The sequence below is a fragment of the Sulfidibacter corallicola genome (assembly GCF_017498545.1).
Lineage (GTDB): Bacteria > Acidobacteriota > Holophagae > Acanthopleuribacterales > Acanthopleuribacteraceae > Sulfidibacter > Sulfidibacter corallicola.
Window position 1 is genome coordinate 11,065,954 of sequence record NZ_CP071793.1, and the last position, 20,797, is coordinate 11,086,750.

Consider the following 20,797-nt stretch of genomic DNA (forward strand, 5'->3'; position numbering starts at 1 on the left):
CCAAGTCCTGACGACGCGTAAGCGCTCAGGGGCGGCGGTTGCCATGGTGGCGGCCGCCGCCTTTTTTAAGTGTGGGTTGCAGGGTCCATATACTTTGGCGAGTGCTTGGGAGAGACAGATCCGATGCGACATCCGCGATCTGGGTGACCAGGGTCGTGAAATTCCCTTGCCCCTCAGACCTCTTCCGGGCCATGCACCAAGCATCCCGCTCGATTGCGCAACCAAAAACCGCATCCCCGAAGGAAACGATCGGTCCACCAAACGCCGGTGAAACGCCGAAAAACCCGGTGACCGAAATGCTCAAACCGGCTCGCCAAAAATTACTTAGCCGCCTATCATCCAGTTGTTCGAATTTTTGTTCAACTGGGAAACCATCCACGATTGTGCTATAACAAATCAAACCAGGATTTAATGCACCACGGCTACTTCTTTTCCGTTTCGTCTTCCTCCAAACGAAGGGATTTTCTACATCACTCACTCTCGGTGATTCGCGAGTCACCGTTTCGCCGTCGCTCCATCCCGGTCACCGCCACTCCACGGAGCACACCTCCATGGCCGATTCGCTTCATGCGCCATATCCTTTCGAGGACAAACCGGAAATCCCGGACGACGCCATGAACGACAGCCTCTCTTTTGTGGAGGAAAACGATGAGCCGGAGGAAGAACAGGCGGCGCCGTGGACGATCCTCATCGTGGACGACGAACCCGACGTTCACCAGGTCACCCGTTTGGCCCTTTCCGGAACGCGGTTCTCGGATCGCGGGCTCCAATTCGTGAATGCCTACAGCGCCGCCCAAGCCGCCGAAATCCTCGGCGTTCGCGACGACATCGCGGTGGCGCTGATCGATGTGGTGATGGAGCGCGAAGATGCGGGCCTCTGGCTCGTGCGGCACATTCGCGAAGACCTGGGGAACAAACACATGCGGCTCGTGCTCCGCACCGGACAGCCAGGCTATGCGCCCGAAACCCAGATCATCCAGGAATTCGACATCAACGATTACAAGACCAAGACGGAACTGACCGCGCAGAAGCTTTTCAATACGGTCCTGGTCGCCTTGCGCAGTTTCAAGGACATCCGCGAACTGGAGCTCACCAATCAAAAACTGCAACGCCTGATCACCGCCTACAGCCGCTTCGTGCCCCATCAATTCCTGGCGTTCCTGCACAAGGAAAGCATCACCCAAGTCAAGCTGGGCGACCAGATCGAACGGGAAATGACAGTGCTGTTCAGCGACATTCGCGACTTCACCCAGCTTTCCGAATTGATGACACCGCGCGAGAACTTCCGCTTCATCAATTCCTACCTCGGCCGCATGGAACCCATCATCGGCGAGCACGGCGGGTTCATCGACAAGTACATCGGCGACGCCATCATGGCGCTCTTCCCCAACTCCGCCGATGCCGCCCTCAGCGCGGCGCTGCACATGCTGCGCATCTTGACCCCCTACAACGAGGGCCGTGCCCGGGCGGGGTACCCGCCGATCCGCATCGGCATCGGCCTGCATACGGGCAGTTTGATGCTGGGCACCGTGGGCGGCGAGAACCGCATGGATCACACCGTGATCAGCCAATCGGTCAACCTGGCCTCGCGCATCGAGAGCGCCACCAAAATCTTCGATTCGGGCTGCCTGATTACCGGCAAGACCCACGCCCAATTGAAGGATCCCCATCATTACCAGCTCCGCCTCCTGGATCGCCTGGTCGTCAAGGGCAAGAACGAACCGGTGACGATCTACGAGGCCTTCGACGCGGATCCGGAGCCCGTCGCCTCCCTGAAGCGGAAAACCCTGTCAGAATTTCAAGAAGCCATCCACCTCTTTCGCGAGGGTCGATACCATCGCGCACATGACTTGTTTTCGAGGATTTGTCGGATCAACCCCGCGGATCGGGCCGCGCAACTCTACGTGGAACGCTGCGGCACTTCCACCCTTCGAAACGCGCCCAGTCTATAAATGGATCGACCCCCGGCACTGGGGGCCAAGCCTCGTCGAAGTCCATGCCTGGTTGCGGCAAGTGCCAAGTAATGGTAATAATAGGAGACTTTGGCGAAATTTCGCTGACAGGTGTTGCCTACATGATCGAGCTCCTAAACCAGATCGACGATCCCCAGGATTTAAAAACCCTTTCGCGGGAACAATTGCCCCAACTGGCGGAAGAAATTCGGAACTTCATCAAGAATTTCACCAATGTCACCGGCGGCCATATCGGCTCTGGAATGGGTGTCGTCGAATTGACCATCGCGCTTCACTACCTGTTCGAATTCAAGGAGCGCGATCACCTGATCATGGATGTAGGCCATCAGTGCTACCCTCACAAAATACTCACGGGCCGTCGCGACCAAATGGGTTCGATCCGCCAGAAGAACGGCCTCTCCGGATTCCCCGATCCCAAGGAATCGCCGTACGATCGCGTCAAGACCGGCCACGGCGGCACCAGCCTGAATACCGCGGTCGGCATGGCGGTGGGCCTCAAGAACGCGGGCATCAACGACGGGCGCAAGGTCGTGGCCATGCTGGGCGATGCCGGTCTGCAGGAAGGCTCGGCCCTCGAAGCGCTCAACTATGCGGGCGTCTTCGACGATCTCCCGCTGATCATCGTGCTGAACGACAACGAACACGGCATCGGCCCTTCGGTCGGCGCCTTCATGAAGTACTTCTCGAAGGTTCGTTCGGGCACCATCTACCGCACGGCCAAAGGCAATTTCAAACGCCTGACCAAAGTCATGGAAAGCGCCTCGCCGTTCGTAGGCAAGTTGGCCTATGACGTCGTCGACCGCGTCAAGTCCGGCATCCACGGGTTGGTTCCGGTGATCGCGCCGGGCGTGTTGTTCGAAGCCTTGGGTTACTTCTATTACGGCCCCATCGACGGACACGACCTGCCGACGCTGCTGGAAGCGCTGGAAGACTGCAAATCGTTCAACCGCCCCGTCGTCCTGCACTGCATCACCACCAAGGGCAAGGGTTACTCCTACAAGCAGGACCGGCTGGCGTACCACGCCGGCAAACCCAGTAAAAAGATCACGGCCCATCTACCCAACGAATATAGCTGCCAAGGCGGCCCTTCCTTTACCGAAGTGTTCGTCGACGAGGCCATCAAAATGGCCGAGGACGACCCCACCGTATGCGCGATTACCGCCGCCATGCTGGAAGGCACCGGCCTGGTCAAGTTCAAGGAACAGTTTCCCGATCGCTGCTACGACGTGGGCATGGCCGAACAGCACGCGGTCGGCATGGCCCAGGGCCTGGCCCTCGTGGGACAGAAACCCATCTGCGCCGTGTACTCCACCTTCATGCAGCGTGCGATCGACCAAATCTTCCAGGAAGTCGCCCTGATCGACACCCCGGTCATGTTCTGTCTCGATCGAGCCGGCGTGGTCGGCCCCGACGGCGCCACCCACAACGGCGTCTTCGACATCACCTACTGCCGAATGTTCCCGAACATGGTGGTCATGGCCCCGCGCGACGGCAGCGAGCTGCGCCAGATGATGCGCTTGGCGATGAACCACGACGGCCCCACCGCGATTCGCTTCCCGCGCACGCGCACACCGCTCGAAAACGCCGAGCTGCCGACCATGAGTTTCAAGATCGGTCAGTCGGAACAGTTGCGCGACGGGAACCACGGCTGCATTCTGGCCTATGGCGTCATGGTGTATCTGGCGCTGGACGTGGCCACGGAAATCTACAGCCGCTACGGTATCGATCTCGCCGTCGTCAACGCGCGCTTCGCCAAGCCCCTCGACGACTCCGTCTTGGGCCGCGAGTTCGACCGCCAACCGGTCATCTTCACGCTCGAAGACCACAACCGCGCCGGCGGATTCGGCTCGGCCGTGCTGGAACACGCCAACGCCAAAGGTTACGAAACCACCAAGCTCGAAATCCTGGCGATCGAAGACCGGTTCATCGACCACGGACAACGGGTGGAAGCGCTGGCCATGGCCGGTTTGGACGTGCCGTCCCTCGTCAAACGAATCGAAGAACGGTTGGGTCTGCACCGAGCCCACGCGGAGACGGAGCAGCCACACGAGACCAAGGCGCCGAGACCGGCCGCGACGCATTAGTCAGCGCCCATCCAGATACGGCATATTTGCGACGCCCAGAGTGGAAAAGCTGGACGGGCACGGTATCAGGTGTCAGGTTTCAACAAGGCACTTGTTCACAGATAGTTAGCTGACGCCTGATACCTGGATGTCGATAGCGACCCGCATTGGGAACCCGGTCGAACCAGGGCAACCCTTTCAAAAAAATCCTGTTTCCGGATGGGCGCCCATGGGGCACCAGGCATCGAGCCCGATCGAGCCCCCGATAGTCGGAGGCGGCTCCTGCAAAGGTGGGTCGCCCTGAACGAGGCCCTCTCAGGCCAGAGGGTCCACCGCCTCTTCCGGATTGAGCTCCATGGCCAACAGGCCCAGCATCGAAGCACACCCGTCGCTGCTGAGCGGGAAGACGGGCGCGGTCCAGGCGTCGCGAATCATGCGCTCCAGGGGTTCGGATTTGAACATGCCCCGCATGCCACAGGCGTTGACCACGTGGTTCGCGGTTCGGCGCACCCCTTCTCCCACCGCGTACTTGGCCTTGAGCAGGTGCTCGATGGCCTCGGGACCCGAATCGTTGTGGTCACAGTACCAGGCCGCCCGGTAGGTGAACAGCCGGGCCGTATCCACTTCCATCGACATCTCGGCGACACGACGGCGGATGTCGGGGTGAAAAGCCACCGGTTGGGAATAGCCTTTCGGCACTTTGTGGCACAACAGTTCGCGGGCCGCGTCGTAGAGCGCGCTCAACAAGCCCAGATAGACGGCGTTGGCGCCGCCCAGCCACTTGGACGCGAAAAAATCGGCCAGGAACTGTTCCGAAGTCTGCACCAGATAGTCCTCGGAAACGAAGACATCTTCGCAAATCAGTTTTTGGCTCTGGGTGGCGCGCATGCCCATGGTGTCCCACCATCGCTCCACCTGAATGCCCTCGTTGTCGGTGGGCAACAAAATGCCGCCGAACGGGGCCGGCCCGTTCACGAGTTTGGTGTAGATGAACACCATGTCGCTGCCCTCGATGTTGGTGACGAAACTCTTTTCACCCGAAAGGAGATAACCGCCCTCCACCCGGCGCGCCGAGAACTCGGGCGTGAAGGTACTGCTGATCATGCCGAGCGTGTTGGGTTCGGAAATGCCCACGCTGATGATCCGTTGCTGGTTGACCACCACGTCGGCGATCCATTTGCGCCGATCGGGAACCGTATTGGGGCTGTCCATCAGGAGCCCGATGCCGGCCACGTGCATGTGACAGGCGAGCGCGGTCGCGGTGCATCCACGGCCAAAGGCCTCGGCCACCAGAGTCCAATCCACCAGGGCGCCACCAAGGCCGCCCAGCCGCTCCGGAATCGAGAGCGTCAAAAGTGGGGATTGGCGAAACAAGCGAAAATTGCCGATGGGCACCTGGTTTTCACGATCGTATTCGGAAGCGTTCACGGAAAAGACCTGCGCCAGGTCTTCCGCCATCTTCACCAGTTCTCGCTGTTTCTCGGTCAGCTCGAGGTCAATACGCATTCGGCTCCTCCTTTGTGTCCATGATTTACCTGGAGCAAATGGCCGTGAGGCGGCACTGGGTGCACTTGGAAAACGGATTTGAAAAACGCCCGCCGAAGGGAGGCATGGTGGCTATCCACACATCAAACCGCAGGGTTGGCTTAACTAGAGTTTGGTCATGCAATCAGGCGCATTCCGTGCTTTCGCTTACTTTACCCAACAATGTATTCCTTAAGTGCTCATGCCATGCCGCTTTTTCGGCAAGCTGTTTTTGTTTCCATAAATAATACCACTTTTTATTTGTTAGAAAAACTCGGATTGTTGGCAATAGTCTATTTTCCGAATTCAGATCAAGGCCTTGATGGAAGTCTCACCCCGCCCTCTCGCGACCACAATCAGCGTCTTACACTCGTCTAAAATCCTAATCGCTTCCAATTTGGTTTCTGCGGGATTCCCGCAACTTCACGAGCCGGCCCACACGTGACACGGAAAACCACGTCGGTCGGGCGAACCGACTCACCCGTCCTGGACTCGATCACCGGCCGGGTCCCCGCCGCGTCCAGGTTTGACTGGCATCCTTAAAGCGTTCTCATTCAACGCCTTGCCTATTCATGTCTGAAAATCGAGATCCGCTTTTTCTTTTCTCCTTGGCTCGGGCTAAAATAGAACCCCGAGGAACGACTGATCTCCGATACGGTCGTCCTGCACGTTTTCTCGGACCTCTCACCTCTTTCAGGACGACCCCGCCAAGCTTCCGCTTGGAACTCCTTTCATCCATTTCATGTTGAGGATAGGTGTCATGGGAAATGATCGCGCTTTTCGTTTGAAGCATTGGGCAATCGTGACGGGCGCCGGTAGCGGCATCGGCCAGTCGCTCACCTGGTCCCTGTCCAAGCTGGGAATCCACGTCCTCGGTGTGGGGCGCCGAATGGAGCCACTCGAGAAGACTCGAGCCGCCGATCCGGAGCACATTCACGTTGTCGCCGCCGATGTGGGCAGCGAGGAGGGACGCCGTGCCGTGGTAGATGCGTTTCCCGCGGATCGAACCCTCGCGATGTTGGTGCACAACGCCGCCGTCCTGGAGCCGGTGGCACTGCTCAAAGACGTACGTCTCGAAGATTGGCGATACCACATGGCGGTCAACCTGGACGGCCCGATGTTCCTGTCCCAGGCGCTTCTGCCGCGCATGACGCGAGGCTCGCGCATTCTGCACGTGTCGTCCGGTGCCGGCCACAACGCCTATCACGGCTGGGGCGCCTACTGCACCAGCAAAGCGGCCCTCAACATGATCTGGCGTTGCCTGGACAAGGAAATTCGCGATCAGGGCATCCGGGTCGGCAGCGTTCGTCCCGGTGTGGTGGATACGCCGATGCAGGACGTGGTGCGCACCGCGGATCGGGACGTGTTTCCCACCTTGCAGCGGTTCCTGGATTTGAAGGAACACAACCAGCTTCAACAACCGGAGTTCGTGGCCAAGTTCCTGTCATGGCTGTTGCTCGACGTCGACGACGACGCCTATGCCGAAAAGGAATGGGACGTCCGCGACGCCGAACACCACGATTACTGGGAGCGCCAACCCTGAGGCGACCTGCACGCGAGCGCGCCACATTCGCCCGGTAGGGCTCGCGTGTGCCGGCTTCGGGTTTCACCCCATTCACTCGGGCCAATTTGCTGCAACCGTGAAGCCGATCGAGGAAGACGCTCAGCGAAAACGCCAGATCGGCCCCGCGTCTTTCGGCGGCGGATCGGTGGGACCCGGCAAAATTTCGCGCAAATAAGCGGCCACGCCTCGATCGCGCAGCCAATCCCGCGGATACCCCAGGGAAACCTCCTCGAATCGCACGTGATCGCGGTAATCGGTGGCCCTCATGTGTAAATGGCCGCTGACCACGACCTTGGCTTCATAGGCCAGGTGGAACGTTTCCGTTTCGCGGGTGCCGCACCAGATGGTGAACCGAGGAATGCGGCGTAGGCGGACCAGGTCGCGGCGCAACGGGAAGTGATTGATCAACACCGTGGGCGTGCCGTCCGCAATCGCCTCCAACCGATCGAGACTGTATCCGAGGCGCGCACGACACCAGGCCGGCATGGATTCGTAGGGCTCCGGATTGATCAATTTCTCGTCGGAGCAGAGCACGCCGTCTTCCATGGCCCAGGCCACAGCGTCCTCGAAGGCCACGTGTTCGGGGCGAAAGCTGTAGTCGTAGCCGAGGAAGAGCGGCACGATTCGGCAGGGCCCGCCCGGCCCGGTCCAGGTGACGTAGGGATCTTCGGGCGTGAGGACATCGTACTCGCGGCAGACGTCCACCAGGTGCCGGTATTTCGCCATGCCGCGCAAGAGGGGGCCGCCCGCGACCGGTGCGCTCGACCAGAGTTCGTGATTGCCCGGCACCCAGAAGACGCGTTTGAAACGCGGCACCAAAATGTCCAGCGTCGTGCGCAGGTGGGCCTCGCTGGTGCAGAGGTCGCCACAGGTGATCAGCCAATCCTGGGGAAAGGCCGGCATCTTGCGCAACGCGTCCATGTTGTCTTTGAAATCGAGGTGTAGATCACTGATGGCAAGTACGCGCAAAGCCCGCTCCTATCAATCGGAATCCCGTGGTCCCCGGATGAAAGGGGCATTTTAGCACCGCGCGCCGCGAGGTGCGAGTCCGCCCCCGCGGCACCGGAAACCGTGATGTTCGGGCGCTCGAAGTGTCCGGGACAACCCCCGACCAAACGTTCAGCCCGTGCCCACCAGAAGTCCCTCGTGGTCGACCGACACCATCCAGATCCGAACCGGTCCGACGAGCCCCTCGATCGAACCGCGAAAGGTCTCGGCGGTCAGGTCGGGCTTGTCCAAAACCCAGCCGGCCACCGTGGGCCCCGAGCCGCTCAGGAAGGATCCGGCAATATGGGGGTGGTCACACAGGTACTTGAAGATGCGTTCGGATTTGGGCTGCAACGGAAACCGATAGGGTTGGTGCAGGCGATCCTGCTGCGAACAGACCAGCCCCTCGGGTTGGCCTTCGGCCAGGCCCTTCACCAGATTTTCGGTGAGGGCCATGTTGGCGTGCCGATCTTCCTCCGGCCAGGCACAAGGCAGCGCCTCGCGCATGGTGGCGGTATCGGCCCTGGCGTCGGGGGTCACCAACAGCACCCGAATCGCCGGGTGGATCGGCACGCGAGCGGAAGTGAAATGCCAGGCCTGGCCGCCGCAACGGTTCAACCCGCCAAAAACGGAGGGCGCCACATTGTCGGGATGGCCCTCCGCCGCGGCCGCACGCTGAAAGATCGACTCGCGGTCGACCTCGCGCCCGTGTACCCGATAGGCGAGCGCCATGCCGCACACCAGCGCCGTGGCACTACTGCCCAGCCCGCCGCAGATCGGGATCGGGTTGCGTACCTCGATCGACAGCGGCGGTGCGGACACGTTCAAGGCGCTGCACATCTCGCGATAGCTGGCGAGGATCAGGTTGCTGCCATCGGTGGGAAGGTCTTCGGCGCCCTCCCCCACCGTTTGGGCTTCGAAATGTTTGGCGCGTTTGGCGACCACTTCCAGGCGCAGGTCGTAGGCCAGGCCGAGCTCGTCGAAGCCCGGCCCCAGATTGCCGGAAGTAGCCGGCGCGGAAACGCGAAAATTTTCCATCGACTCACCCCACCGGCTGCAGGCTCAAATGTTCCGCCAGCGCCCGTCCATCGGGCGCCATGACGGCGATCTCCTCAGAAAACCGCATGGCCGTCTGGGGATCTTTGAGACCGTTGCCGGTCAAAATGCAGACGATCGAATCGCTCGCCTTGAAAAAACCTTCCTTACCCAACCGCAAAATGCCGGCGACGCCTGCCGCCGAAGCCGGCTCGCAGAACACACCTTCCTTGGAAGAAAGGAAGCGGTAGGCTTCGAGGATTTCCTCGTCGGTGACGGCCTGAATGGTGCCGCCGGATTCATCGCGCGCCACTTCAGCCTGCTTCCAGCTCGCGGGGTTGCCGATGCGGATCGCCGTCGCCACGGTTTCGGGATGCGTCACCGGCGCCCCGTGCACGATCGGTGCGGCACCGGCAGCCTGAAAACCCAACATCGTGGGCAACGCGCCGGTTTTACCCACGTCGCGATACAGTTTGTAACCGGCCCAGTAGGCGGTGATGTTGCCGGCATTGCCTACCGGCATCGCCTGATAGGTGGGCGGATTGCCCAGCGCATCGACGATTTCGAAGGCGCCCGTCTTCTGGCCGTCGATACGGAACGGATTCACCGAATTGACCAGCTCGACAGGATAATGTTCGGAGAGGTACCGCACCATGTCGAGGCACTGGTCGAAGTTGCCCTCGATCTGCACGATGGAAGCGCCGGACAAGGCGACCTGGGCCAATTTACCCAAGGCGACCTTGCCTTCGGGGATCAGGACGATGCACTGCATGCCGGCACGGGCCGCGTAGGCCGCGGCGGATGCCGACGTGTTGCCGGTGGAAGCGCAGATGACGGCTTTGGCGCCGTGTTCGGCGGCCTTGGACACCGCCATGGTCATCCCGCGGTCCTTGAAGGATCCCGTCGGGTTGGCTCCTTCATACTTTAGATACACGTCCGCTCCGACGGCCTGGGACAAGCGAGGCGCGGGAATCAGTGGCGTATTGCCTTCTTCGAGGGAAATGACCGGGGTCTGGTCGGTAACGGGTAAAAACTCGCGGTAACGTTCGATCAAGCCTGCCATGGCTCACCTCATGTGGAAGAAATCATTGCGGTTACTCAACCCAAATCGGGCTGGTACGGTAGTGCATCACCGGCGAATTCGAGACCGATCGGCCCTTCGCCGTACGCCATGCAGGAAAAGAGAACCGCATGGACGCGTCGAACGCGAGCCATGCAGACAGCGCCAGGAAGTTCACGCCGCGTCCATCCGAAAAGAACGGCGGTTGGAACCGAAATACCGGCATCGAGCGCGGTACCGATGTGCGGGTATTCGGCCCAAGCCCGAAGGACGACCGGAACATCTCGTTCCTGGATGGGCACTAACCTAGTACAAATAGAGAAGCCTGACAACCCTGGCAGGTCGAATGGAATCACGGAGATTCGGCGCTACGTCGACTGGCCCGATGAGAGCCGGCCAGATACGTGGGAAACCACAAACCGGTTCGTCCTCGGAAACCCATGACTTCCCCAATCCCGATGAATCGAACCGAGATCGCTCGGGCGTCCCTCGTCAGGCGCGAAGATCCAGTACCAACTCGCGAAACGCGGCCAGAAAATGGGCCTCGTCACCACACAATTGTTTGCGGACCTCGGCCGTGCCGCCGGAATCCGGGTACCACTGCGGGTAGGTGCCGCGAATCGTCAAAACCCAGTTGGTCGTGTTGTAGTGATGAATCAGCGGATAGAACGGCTGGCTCTCCAACTCACGCAACTGCGCGGCCATCTCGGAGACCGAATCAGGATAGAGGAGCGGCATACAGAACTCGTACAGGTAGTCCGCTACCGCCACCATGGTTTCGAAAGGCCGAGCCAGCACCCGCTCCAAAAATGCGGCCAATTGGGATTCACCCTCTCCATACATTTCGAAATAACTACCCAGGCTTTCAAGGGTTTCCGCCATGAAATCGGTCTCGCAGCCGGCGCGACTGAGCAAACCGATCAAATACACATCGGAGCTGCTGGCCAGGGCTTCCGCCAGCAACATGTTCTCGGGATGACGTCCGCCGGTCATCTTGTCGACGGCCTGATGGATGGCCACGTGCACGACCTGATCGGCAAAAATGCCGTCGCCGTCGAGAAACTCGTGATAGGCGTGTGCCTCCCACTCGAGCAAGTTGACGATTCGCGCGATTCCCTTGCTGTGCGGGAAACGGGTGAAACGCGTGTGATTGCATTGAACCAGGGCCTTGGCGAGCGGCACCAGCTCGATTCCGGCCTCCAGGAAGAGATCTTCTTCATAAATGGGCAGGTCGTCCAAAGTAACCCATGCAGGACTCATGATGTAGATTCCACCTTACCGTTTTCGTCGTCGAAAGTGGGATTTCGCTTTAAAAACTTGAGCGTCAAGTAATAGGACAACACCGCCATGAGGGCGGCCAGAATCATGTGCCCCCAGAAAAAAGGGAGCAGGAAACTGAGAAACAAGGAGCCGTTTTCCTGCCAGAACTCGCTACTGAACGTGGTTCGCAGACCGAGTTCGTGCCATGGAAATTCACGGAAGGCGTCCATACTCTGCATCTTGCGGTACAACACCAGATCGCCGACCACGATCCCGCTCAGGTGAATGGGAAAGAAGGTCCAAGGGTTGTGAACCAGAATGCCGACGATCACGACCATGGAGTTTAGCCGAAGCCAATGCGTGAGCACGATCGCGAAAATAAACTGCAAACCGGGAAAGGGGCTGAATGCGAGGGCGACCCCAACGGCCATCGAAAGAGCGGTAACCTTGGGGCTGGTGTCGGAAAGAAGCAGAGCTTCCTTTGCGCGGGTGAAAATTTTCATAAAGAAATGGCCGAATCCAAGCCGTTTATCGACCGCCCATGATAGCAGCTTACCGACAGGGGAGCCAGCATCAATACCATATATATGTCCAACCCGAAACGGGCCGATTCCGGGTCGCCGATTCGGGCCTCAGGCTGAGCGTGAATTCAGGCTCCGGCAGCCAGGTTGCGAGCGAATCAACGCCCTCAGATCTTTGAGGCCCACTCGGGCGCTCGCGACCCCCGCACCACCCGAACCCGCCTCGATCCACAGGGAAGCCCGCCGGCGCCGCGCATTCGCCTCGACTTTCCAACCTCGCCGCGCCGCTGGCGATTTCCTGTCTTCGAAAAGACCGCGCCGGGCACCTGTCGTTTGCACCTAATCCCTCTACTTTCAAGGGTTTGCGCCACGTCATGGCCACCGAAATTCGCCGCTGTAACACTTTGTAAAGCGCACCGGCCCTATGGCGAAGTCAGTGTCTACTAGTGCAAAGGACGCACGAAACGTGTCGATCTCTTCTCTCTCGAGCAAGTACGAAACGACTTTTTTGGAGGCATGTCATGAAAGCACCCTACTTTAAAACACTGGTAGCCCTGTTGGTTCTCTGCTCTTCCCTCACCGTTTTGGCCCGCGGCCCCTTTCCCGGCCCCGGCTTCAAACACGCCGAACAAATCAATGAAGACCTGGTCTACATCCACCAACACATCATGGATCAAAAGGCCGCCGAACTGGCCGGCATCCTCGACCTGAGCGACGAGCAGGTCACCAGCCTGAGAGCGGTCCGAGCCGATGTAGACGCCATCAAAGCCGCACACGAGCCGACCATCGAGGCCGCCCGCGAAGCCTTGAACACCGCCGCGGCGGACATTCGCGCCCAACTGGAAGCGGGTGCCGAGCTGAGCGATGCCCAGAAGGAGCAACTCAAGGCATTGCGCGACGCCGTTCGTCAGGCCGGCCGAGACATGAAAGGCGAGATCCGCGAAGCCTCTCAAGGCCTCGATGACCTGTTGACGGATGCACAGACCGCCGCCATGCGCGACTTCTTCATCGCCAACCGCCCCGAGCGCGACCAATCCGCCGAAGACGGAGAGTCCCGCCGCCGTCGGGGTCGTGGCTTCGGTCGCAGAGCCAAACGCGGTGGAGATCGCAGCGGTCAGTTCCGCATCCTCCTCAGCGACGCCTTCCTGAACCAGTACAACTAAACCCCACCTCCCGCGCCCGGCTCCGGCCGGGCCCTCTTCCCTCGAACAGTTCAACCCTCCACTTGGTTCTGCCCTGAGCCACTTCGGGGATTTCGGATACCCTTCCGAAATCCCCTTTTTTATTTGCAGAATCGTGCCGACCACCTCGGCCGGGAATCCTCACCAAGGATTGACCGAGATCCCGGGCCACGCAGGTCCCGTTTCCGCTAGAATGAGACACATCGTTCCCAGACCTTCGATTCGCCTCTTTCCATTTCGTTCTCGAACCGATCGATCCCCCGCCATGCCGCCCCGGACCGAGGTTTCCGCGAATGGAACAAGTTCCGGCACAGGCGCGATATCCGCCATTTACAACCCAGACCGCTTTCGATAGGCTTCAGGATCACCTGAAAACCCCATCGATCGAAAACAGGCTTCGACCTGGGGTGAGACAATTTCATCATTCGAACCGGGAGCGTCCCCTTTGGATTTCGACTTTTCAGATATCAGACCCTACGAGGGCGAGGAAATCACGACCGCCATCGCGGCCCTCGCGAAGGCACCGGAATTTTCCGAACTGGCCCGAACCCTGGTCCCGCAACGCCATCCGCGCGCATTCATGCGACGCATGCGCAGGATCTCGGACATCGAGACCTTCCAAACCAAGGTCATGGCGCCCGCCATGGCCTGGATCGAACAGCATTTCACCGCGGGGGTCACGGTCAGCGGCCTGGAACGGTTGGACGCCGACCAAACCTACGTGTTCGTTTCCAACCACCGCGACATCGTACTGGATCCGGGGTTCATGTGTCTCACCCTACACCGAAACAAGATCCCCACGCCCCATATCGCCATCGGCGACAATCTGCTCGATCGACCCTGGCTGGTTCACCTGTTCAAGCTGAACAAAAGTGTTTCGGTTAAGCGCGGCCTGAGCCAACGAGAACTGCTGAAGGCGTCCAAAACGCTGTCGCGTTACGTGGCCGACCTGGTCCGGTCCCAAAAGGGCAATTTTTGGATCGCCCAACAGGAAGGACGCGCCAAGGACGGCGACGATCGCACTCAAACGGGTGTCGTGAAAATGCTGGCGTTGGCGGCTCGGGAATCCTGGCACAAGCATCTGGGATCACTCCGGTTAGTCGGCCTATCGATTGCTTACGAGTGGGACCCCTGCGATGCCCTCAAGGCGCGCGAGCGTTTTTTGCGCCAGCGAGACGGACAGTACCAAAAAACCGAAGCCGAGGATCAGGAAAGTATGGCGCTGGGTATCTTCGGCGACAAGGGCCGGGTTCACCTCCATTTTTCCGAGCCGTTGGAAACCGACCACCCCTGCCTTCGCGACGATTGCAAACGCAACGAGCTGGTCCATCGCGTCACGGCGGAAATGGACCGACGAATCATGGGCGCCTACCACCTTTGGCCGTCGAACTACCTGGCCGCCGACCTGCTGCGCGGACAAACCACCTATGCGGACCACTACACCACCGGCTACGAGGCCGAGTTCCGCGAACGCTTGGAGAGGAAGCTGAAGGAACTACCCGAAGGCAGGGCCCTCGAACCATTCGTGCTGGAGATGTACGCGCGACCCGTGATCAACCGCGAAATTTCGGATCGACCGGAAGAAACCTGAATCCCAAAATCCTCTCGTCGGCCTGGAAGACCCGAACCATTTCCGGGTCGGTTCGACGAAGGCTTCAGGTAGTCGTTTCCCTGCAGAAAAAGCGCGAACTTCCAGCCCCCGAAATACGGTAGGCACCGCTCTGCTGAAACGCCAAAGAAAGCCAAAAAGACACCAATTTGCCCAACCCAAAGATTCCTTCAAAAAAAGTTGCCCAATCACGCGAATTAACTGTTACTACACAGGTTCCGTGTTATGATTCATTTTGGTTGTGGGTCATCTCACAATGATCAGGAGAAAATAAAAATGAAGATTTTTGTAGGCAGCTTGAGCTGGAATACCACTGATGAAGGTCTTCGTCAGGCGTTCGAACGTTTCGGGGAAATCGACTACGTCCGCGTCGTCACCGACCGCGAGACGGGCCGATCTCGAGGCTTTGGTTTTGTCACGTTCCGCAACCGTGACGAAGGCCAAAACGCCATCGAGTCCATGAACGGCACCGAACTCGACGGCCGCACCATCAAGGTGGATGAAGCCAAAGAAAACCGTGGCGGCGGCCGCGGCGGCGATCGCTTCCAATCTCGCAACCGGTGGTAAATCACTAAGTCACCCAGACGCCCCAAGCTAACCAGTTTCCAAGGACGATCTACGGTCATCAAAATCTGAATCACCAGTTGCCCAGGAGTTGCGGTCATGGCCCACAACTTACAGAACTCTGACTCCCAAGGCGCTACGGATGCGCGCTCGGTACCATGTTTCCCGCTCGCGATCGCCAGATTCCTTTTTGACGTACAGGGAGATCCTTCCCTGCCGTAGGATATACCCCCATCGCGAAAGGTCGGCACACACCCTCTTTCGTGAAAAGCGTGTATTTCCTGGTGGGAAACGAAAGCATCCGTTTCCCCTTCATATCCAATCCTCAATTGCACCGATCGAAAGGGGGCGGCCGTCGTCGCCCCTTCCGCAGCCCGTCTACGGGCCCAGACAGTCAAAACTTCTTTTTCGCGATCGTGCAATTGCCGTGATTGAATGCCCCCCGCCACGAGGGTACGAACACCGTTTCGAACCCGCGAGGTCGAACGTCGAAAGGAACGCCTCGGCGCGCCGTCGTCTTTTCCCGAAGCTTAATTCGGAGAAAAGGCGATCGGCTCGCCCCGGCGATGGCTACAAGGAGAAGGCCCGCACAAAGTAGGTGAAGTCTTCGCGGTCTTCGTCCTCGTAGAACACGTAAACCCGCTCATCGACGACACCCATCATCAAGCCATCCAAAATCAGCGGCTTGCCGATGGCACGGCCATCGAAACCGACGCGTTGGACGACCTGCTTTTCACTTTCCGGATCACCTTCGATGGGAATGCTGTAACACACCACCAGATCCTTGCCCAAACGCCCGAAATAGTTGATTCGCGACCAGGCGTACCACCAATGCACGTAGTCGCGGTGGCTGCGCGTCCGCGGCATACTGCCCTTGGCCTTGACGAAACGAGAGAGCTGGACGGGAATGAAGCTGGGCTCGAACGCATCCTCGTCGGAAACGTTGTGTTCCCGTTCGATGGTCGCGGGGTCGTAAATCTGCATCTTGGGCTCGAGTTGATCCATGATCAACAGGCGATCCCGGTCCCGAACGACCCACAGCAACTTGAAGTTCCCCCGAAAATCGGCCTGAGCCGGGGTCATCTTGCGAAAAAAGAGGTCGGTCTTGTTGACGTTCAGGTCACCGCTCTCGGTGATCTGATACTCGATTTCCCGCAAACTCGGAGGATAGACCCGCTCGAACATGCGAAACCGGGACAGATCCAACACGAACATTCGGTTTTCGACGGGAACGAACTGACGAAAAAAGACATCACTGCGAGAAAGGTACTTCCCTTCTTCGTCGAAGACACTCGACCGTAACAGTTGACCATCGACGATCCAATAATGATTGCCGGTCCACAGGACTTCACCCACGTGTCGGAACTCACCGGGCCCCTCGCCCTTCTCGCCGATCACGTTGATGATCCGACCCTGGCCATCCCAATGCCACAGTTGATAACTCGTTGCGGCCATGTACGTTCCATCGTGGTTGAGATAAACCATCGAGGAACCGAGCGGACCTAGGTAACGACCTTTGTTGTCGAGCCTGACCTCCGATACGGGGCCAACCAGGGCCAAAAACAAAGAAAACCACAACATATACAATTACTCCGTCCCTCTTTGCCCAAAAAGAAATGATCCGCGATGCGAAATCACCCAAAGAAAACTTATATGTAAGAGCAAACCAGGAACACACAAGAAAGACTCTCGCCACCACCACGATTGAAAGCATTATAGGCGACACGAATTAGATTGGCTATGGAATATCCGCAAAAGCGCCGCCGCGAACAGGCGTGAGTGCGGCGCCCATTTCCGTAAATAGACTTGCCGTGGAGAGTCGATACAAAACGAATCTCGTGGATACTATCCATTCAGCTCGAAAAAGCAGTGGTACTTAGCGCCCGAGGTCGGTGGCGAACCCACGCGGGGCCTGCCGCACGGAGCCTTGGAAAGGTCACAAAACGCCAATTTTCGTATGCGCCAATTTCCCGGATATTCGACCGTCGATCCCGGCGAAGGGCGCGCCATTCCTGGGTCGAGAATCCGTGCACACCGTCCCGGAACATCGAGGTGCTTCACCCGCGAATCCAGGACGTGATCGGGACCACTTGACCCCGCCCTCGTTTCCCTCTTTAAATATTTGGAAAAGGTTGCCTTTGCATTTAAGATAACCAACAGAAGAACTGCGGTGGCGGAAGACCTTGCAATCTAGGGGGATTACGGTGGGATTCTTGGATGATCTCGACAGTGCGTTTGACAACATTATGCTCGACGATGATGAGGCAGCCAAGACCGATGCCGGTGCCTACAATCCCAGCCTCAGCGAGATGGGACTCCCCGCCGAACTCAAGGAACTCAAGGCCGCGATCTCGGGTGAAACGCTATTGCCGATCTGCGGGCTGCTCCGCAACATCGATCGTTGTAAGCGCGCCTACATCCTGGCGGCACTCAAGGGTAGCCTGAACTACCACCTGGCCGTGGAAAGCGACGCGGAACGCCGCGCCACGGCCGAGTCCATGGATCGCCACCTGACCACGCGTCGCGGGACGACCCGCCAGGTATTCCGCCCCGGCCAAAAGGGCGAGGTGCTGGACCTGGGCAAGGAGCTCGGCGGTCCCCGAGCCGAAGCGGAAGGAAAACGGGTACGCGAGTTTCTACTCGATTTACAGCAGTGTCCGCTCATCTCTCCCCAGGACACCGAGAAGCTGTTCAAAGCCGGCATTTGGGAACGGGAGAGCATCCGAAAAGGCACCATGGAAGGCTTGATCACCCTGAGCACCCTCGACCAGGAGCAAATTCAGGCCTTGAAAGAAATCGCCGCGTCCTGATCGGCTCCTTCACCACTTAGCCGCTGCTCGGGCCGAAGGCCGGATTGCCGAACCACGGTATGCCGATGGTCCGACACAACGGCAACCGGTATTCCGATCACTGGGTTCTCAGGTCAGAAACGAATCAAAGCATTTCCACGGAACGGTTGCCGAATTACTGCCGGACCTTCAAAAAATCTGGAAAACGAGATCGGAGGACGGTTTATAAATCCGTGTCAATCGGTGTGATTCGTGGACAGACTTTTTTCCTAATTGGCGTTCCCGCATTTCCGAAAGGAGGGTTGCTGCAGCAGGTAAGGCACGGCCGGTAGGGCACGGCCTGCACGACGAATCTCTCGATATTCGGGCACTCCGATGCAGTTTTTTCAAGAGAGCTCCAAGTCAGCGGGCATACCCAGCTCGATTTCGAGAAAAAACGCCACACCTGGTTTCAGGCGGAGGATGCGCGGCCGCCCAGCCGCGTCGAAGATTGCGAGTCGCACGCCTATCGCGTTATGCTGGCCTCCAACATCGAACCCGCGTGCCGCATGGACCGCCGCGCGGGATCGTCTGAGGCGGTACATCATGGCTTGGTTCCAAAAGGAGCTGCGGCTCGAGGCAAGATCTCGCGGATTCCACTTGATCACCCGGGAAGTGCTTCGGCAGTTGCCCGAATTGGCGCAATTCCAGGTCGGTCTGGCCCACTTTTTCATCAGGCACACCTCGGCGTCGCTGACCCTCAACGAGAACGCCGATCCCGACGTGCGTCGCGACATGGAATCCCATTTCAATGTGCTGATACCGGAGAACGCACCCCACTATCTGCACACCTGCGAGGGGCCCGACGACATGCCCGCCCATTTGAAGAGCTCCATCCTGGGGGCCTCGGTCACCATTCCGATCAGCGCCGGCAAGCTGAACCTGGGTACTTGGCAGGGGCTTTACCTGTGCGAGCATCGCAACCACGGCGGAAGCCGCCGTCTGACCGTCACCCTGCAAGGCGAATGAGATCGCCGAATCCGCTCAAGCGAATTCCATTTCTTCGCTGTAGTTTTCGAACTTCGTGTATTTTTTGAAAAAAGCCAGGTTGACGGCACCGGTCGAACCGTTGCGGTGTTTGGCGATGATCAATTCGGCGATCCCGAATTCCTGCTCTTCTTCGTCGTCGTCCTTGACCGCTTCCTTCTCCTTGTAATAATCCTCGCGGTAAAGGAAGCACACCATGTCGGCGTCCTGCTCGATCGAACCGGATTCACGCAGATCGGAGAGCTGGGGCCGGTGATCGGACCGCTGCTCGGCGGCACGGGAAAGCTGGGAAAGGGCGATGACGGGCGCATCGATTTCCTTGGCCATGACCTTGAGTCCGCGGGAAATCGCCGAAACCTCCTGAACGCGACTCTGTTGCTGCTGCAGGGTCGATCCGGACATCAACTGGAGGTAGTCGATGACCACCAGGTCGATGCCTTCCTCGGCGACGACGCGCTTGAGCTGGGCCCGCATCTGGGCGACGGTCGATTCGCCGCTGTCCTCGATGTAGATCTTGGCGCTGCTCAACTCGGCCACGGCATGGGCGACCCGGCTCCACTCGTCTTCCTGGAGTTTGCCGGTACGCAGACTGGAGATACTGACGCGCGCCTCACTGCCAATCAAACGCATAACCAATTGAGTGCCAGGCATTTCGAGCGAAAACAGGGCAACTCGTGCATTGCCCTTGACGGCGGCGTTGAGCGCCACGTTCAAGACGAAGGAGGTCTTACCCATGGCGGGTCGGGCGGCGACGATGATCAAATCGCCCTTCTGGAGACCCGCGGTCATGCGGTCCCAATCGAGGAAGCCGGTCCGCAGGCCGACCAGTTCGCCTTCCAGCGCGGCGCGTTCGCGCATCGTCTCGTAGGTTTCGGTGAGCAGGGCCCCGAAATCGCGGAAGCCCGTATCGACTTCACCCTCGCGCATTTCGTAGAGGGAGTTCTCGGCGACCCCGATCGCATCGACCGCGGTCATTTCACCATCGATGGCGGCTTCGGTGATCTTCTGGCCCAGGTGCGCGAGTTTGCGCAGCATCGATTTTTCTTTGACGATCTGGGCGTAGTACTCGATGTTGGTGGTGCGCGGGATGCCCTGGGTGAGTTCGTCCAGGTATTCGTAACCGCCGGCCTCGTCCAGTTCGCCGCGGTTGATCAGTTCGTCGGAGACGAGAATCGGATCCACCTCGGCGTTTTTTTCGAAGAGGATCACCATCGCCTGAAAAATGAGAAAGTGGCTGCGTCGGTAGAAGTCTTCGACCTTCAGGTTATCGAGGACCTGGGCGATGTTGTCGCTTTCCAGCAGCATGACGCCGAGCAAGACGCGTTCGGCCTCGTCATTGTGAGGCAGGCCTTTTACGGCGATGTCGGGTTTTTCCTTGTCGCGCTTGCGTTTCTTCATGGATGGGTCAAACCCAGTCTCAGCCATAACCTTCTATTTCCCAATAATTCATACAAAGATCATCGCCAAGGTCGGAGGGGCGACGGCGTCCGAGGACAACTTCTCATGATGCACCAATTCAGGCCGAATCGCAAGGCACGGACGTGTGCGCCGAGCCCTCCCATCGAGGCCAACCCGATCGCCGACGCGGCCATTCCGAACCCACCCGAAAAGCCCAAGTCCCCTGGTCCGAGGAGGTACCCA

At 59.0% G+C, this 20,797-nt stretch carries 18 protein-coding genes; 9 read left to right on the forward strand and 9 right to left on the reverse strand.

What is annotated here, in order from left to right:
• Nucleotides 1-25: 25 nt before the first annotated feature.
• On the reverse strand, nucleotides 26-478 hold the full coding sequence (locus J3U87_RS32755) for a hypothetical protein (protein ID WP_237380046.1): 453 nt from the start codon (nucleotides 476-478) through the stop codon (nucleotides 26-28).
• Nucleotides 479-551: 73 nt separating this feature from the next.
• Between J3U87_RS32755 and J3U87_RS32760 the strand changes: the two genes are divergently transcribed.
• Nucleotides 552-1,952, forward strand: coding sequence for an adenylate/guanylate cyclase domain-containing protein (locus tag J3U87_RS32760; protein ID WP_237380048.1), 1,401 nt, complete (start codon nucleotides 552-554; stop codon nucleotides 1,950-1,952).
• A 122-nt stretch (nucleotides 1,953-2,074) separates the two neighbouring features.
• A complete protein-coding gene (gene dxs, locus J3U87_RS32765; RefSeq protein ID WP_237380049.1) occupies nucleotides 2,075-4,057 on the forward strand; it encodes a 1-deoxy-D-xylulose-5-phosphate synthase in 1,983 nt (660 codons plus the stop codon).
• A gap of 294 nt (nucleotides 4,058-4,351) precedes the next feature.
• On the opposite strand, the gene J3U87_RS32770 is transcribed toward dxs, so the two are convergent.
• Nucleotides 4,352-5,542, reverse strand: a complete 1,191-nt coding sequence (locus J3U87_RS32770; protein ID WP_237380051.1) for an acyl-CoA dehydrogenase family protein — start codon at nucleotides 5,540-5,542, stop codon at nucleotides 4,352-4,354.
• A 778-nt stretch (nucleotides 5,543-6,320) separates the two neighbouring features.
• Here J3U87_RS32770 and J3U87_RS32775 point away from each other — a divergent pair.
• The gene (locus J3U87_RS32775) at nucleotides 6,321-7,103 is read left to right on the forward strand and encodes an SDR family NAD(P)-dependent oxidoreductase (RefSeq protein WP_237380053.1); all 783 of its coding nucleotides are present in this window, start codon (nucleotides 6,321-6,323) and stop codon (nucleotides 7,101-7,103) included.
• Nucleotides 7,104-7,223: 120 nt separating this feature from the next.
• Here J3U87_RS32775 and J3U87_RS32780 read toward each other — a convergent pair whose 3' ends face one another.
• The 3 genes from J3U87_RS32780 to thrC form a co-directional block, all read right to left on the reverse strand.
• Entirely contained in the window at nucleotides 7,224-8,093 is an 870-nt protein-coding gene (locus J3U87_RS32780) for a metallophosphoesterase family protein (protein ID WP_237380054.1), read from the reverse strand.
• 150 nt (nucleotides 8,094-8,243) lie between these two features.
• The gene (thrB, locus tag J3U87_RS32785) at nucleotides 8,244-9,149 is read right to left on the reverse strand and encodes a homoserine kinase (RefSeq protein ID WP_237380056.1); all 906 of its coding nucleotides are present in this window, start codon (nucleotides 9,147-9,149) and stop codon (nucleotides 8,244-8,246) included.
• A gap of 4 nt (nucleotides 9,150-9,153) precedes the next feature.
• A complete protein-coding gene (gene thrC, locus J3U87_RS32790) occupies nucleotides 9,154-10,209 on the reverse strand; it encodes a threonine synthase (RefSeq protein WP_237380058.1) in 1,056 nt (351 codons plus the stop codon).
• 128 nt (nucleotides 10,210-10,337) lie between these two features.
• Between thrC and J3U87_RS32795 the strand changes: the two genes are divergently transcribed.
• Complete coding sequence (locus J3U87_RS32795) at nucleotides 10,338-10,511, forward strand: hypothetical protein (protein ID WP_237380060.1); 174 nt, start codon at nucleotides 10,338-10,340, stop codon at nucleotides 10,509-10,511.
• A gap of 187 nt (nucleotides 10,512-10,698) precedes the next feature.
• Here J3U87_RS32795 and J3U87_RS32800 read toward each other — a convergent pair whose 3' ends face one another.
• Both J3U87_RS32800 and J3U87_RS32805 read right to left on the reverse strand, forming a co-directional pair.
• Nucleotides 10,699-11,466, reverse strand: coding sequence for a hypothetical protein (locus J3U87_RS32800; RefSeq protein WP_237380062.1), 768 nt, complete (start codon nucleotides 11,464-11,466; stop codon nucleotides 10,699-10,701).
• Complete coding sequence (locus tag J3U87_RS32805) at nucleotides 11,463-11,969, reverse strand: DUF2062 domain-containing protein (RefSeq protein ID WP_237380064.1); 507 nt, start codon at nucleotides 11,967-11,969, stop codon at nucleotides 11,463-11,465. Before J3U87_RS32805 ends, J3U87_RS32800 begins: the two co-directional genes overlap by 4 nt.
• A 539-nt stretch (nucleotides 11,970-12,508) precedes the next feature.
• On the opposite strand from J3U87_RS32805, the gene J3U87_RS32810 reads away from it, so the two are divergent.
• The 3 genes from J3U87_RS32810 to J3U87_RS32820 all read left to right on the forward strand — a co-directional run bounded on the left by J3U87_RS32810 (nucleotide 12,509) and on the right by J3U87_RS32820 (nucleotide 15,344).
• Entirely contained in the window at nucleotides 12,509-13,150 is a 642-nt protein-coding gene (locus tag J3U87_RS32810) for a hypothetical protein (RefSeq protein WP_237380066.1), read from the forward strand.
• A gap of 463 nt (nucleotides 13,151-13,613) precedes the next feature.
• The gene (locus J3U87_RS32815; protein ID WP_237380068.1) at nucleotides 13,614-14,759 is read left to right on the forward strand and encodes a 1-acyl-sn-glycerol-3-phosphate acyltransferase; all 1,146 of its coding nucleotides are present in this window, start codon (nucleotides 13,614-13,616) and stop codon (nucleotides 14,757-14,759) included.
• A gap of 243 nt (nucleotides 14,760-15,002) precedes the next feature.
• On the forward strand, nucleotides 15,003-15,344 hold the full coding sequence (locus tag J3U87_RS32820; protein ID WP_237380069.1) for an RNA recognition motif domain-containing protein: 342 nt from the start codon (nucleotides 15,003-15,005) through the stop codon (nucleotides 15,342-15,344).
• Nucleotides 15,345-15,911: 567 nt separating this feature from the next.
• Here J3U87_RS32820 and J3U87_RS32825 read toward each other — a convergent pair.
• Nucleotides 15,912-16,796 (reverse strand): NHL repeat-containing protein, encoded by an 885-nt coding sequence (locus tag J3U87_RS32825; protein ID WP_237380071.1) that lies wholly within the window; start codon nucleotides 16,794-16,796, stop codon nucleotides 15,912-15,914.
• Between the two features lie 749 nt (nucleotides 16,797-17,545).
• Between J3U87_RS32825 and J3U87_RS32830 the strand changes: the two genes are divergently transcribed.
• Together J3U87_RS32830 and J3U87_RS32835 are read left to right on the forward strand one after the other, a co-directional pair.
• Nucleotides 17,546-18,151 (forward strand): hypothetical protein, encoded by a 606-nt coding sequence (locus J3U87_RS32830; protein WP_237380073.1) that lies wholly within the window; start codon nucleotides 17,546-17,548, stop codon nucleotides 18,149-18,151.
• 564 nt (nucleotides 18,152-18,715) lie between these two features.
• Nucleotides 18,716-19,138 carry a secondary thiamine-phosphate synthase enzyme YjbQ gene (locus J3U87_RS32835; protein WP_237380075.1) on the forward strand — a complete coding sequence of 141 codons (423 nt, stop codon included), beginning with the start codon at nucleotides 18,716-18,718 and terminating at the stop codon, nucleotides 19,136-19,138.
• Between the two features lie 15 nt (nucleotides 19,139-19,153).
• Here J3U87_RS32835 and dnaB read toward each other — a convergent pair whose 3' ends face one another.
• The gene (gene dnaB, locus J3U87_RS32840) at nucleotides 19,154-20,554 is read right to left on the reverse strand and encodes a replicative DNA helicase (protein ID WP_237380077.1); all 1,401 of its coding nucleotides are present in this window, start codon (nucleotides 20,552-20,554) and stop codon (nucleotides 19,154-19,156) included.
• Between the last annotated feature and the right edge of the window lie 243 nt (nucleotides 20,555-20,797).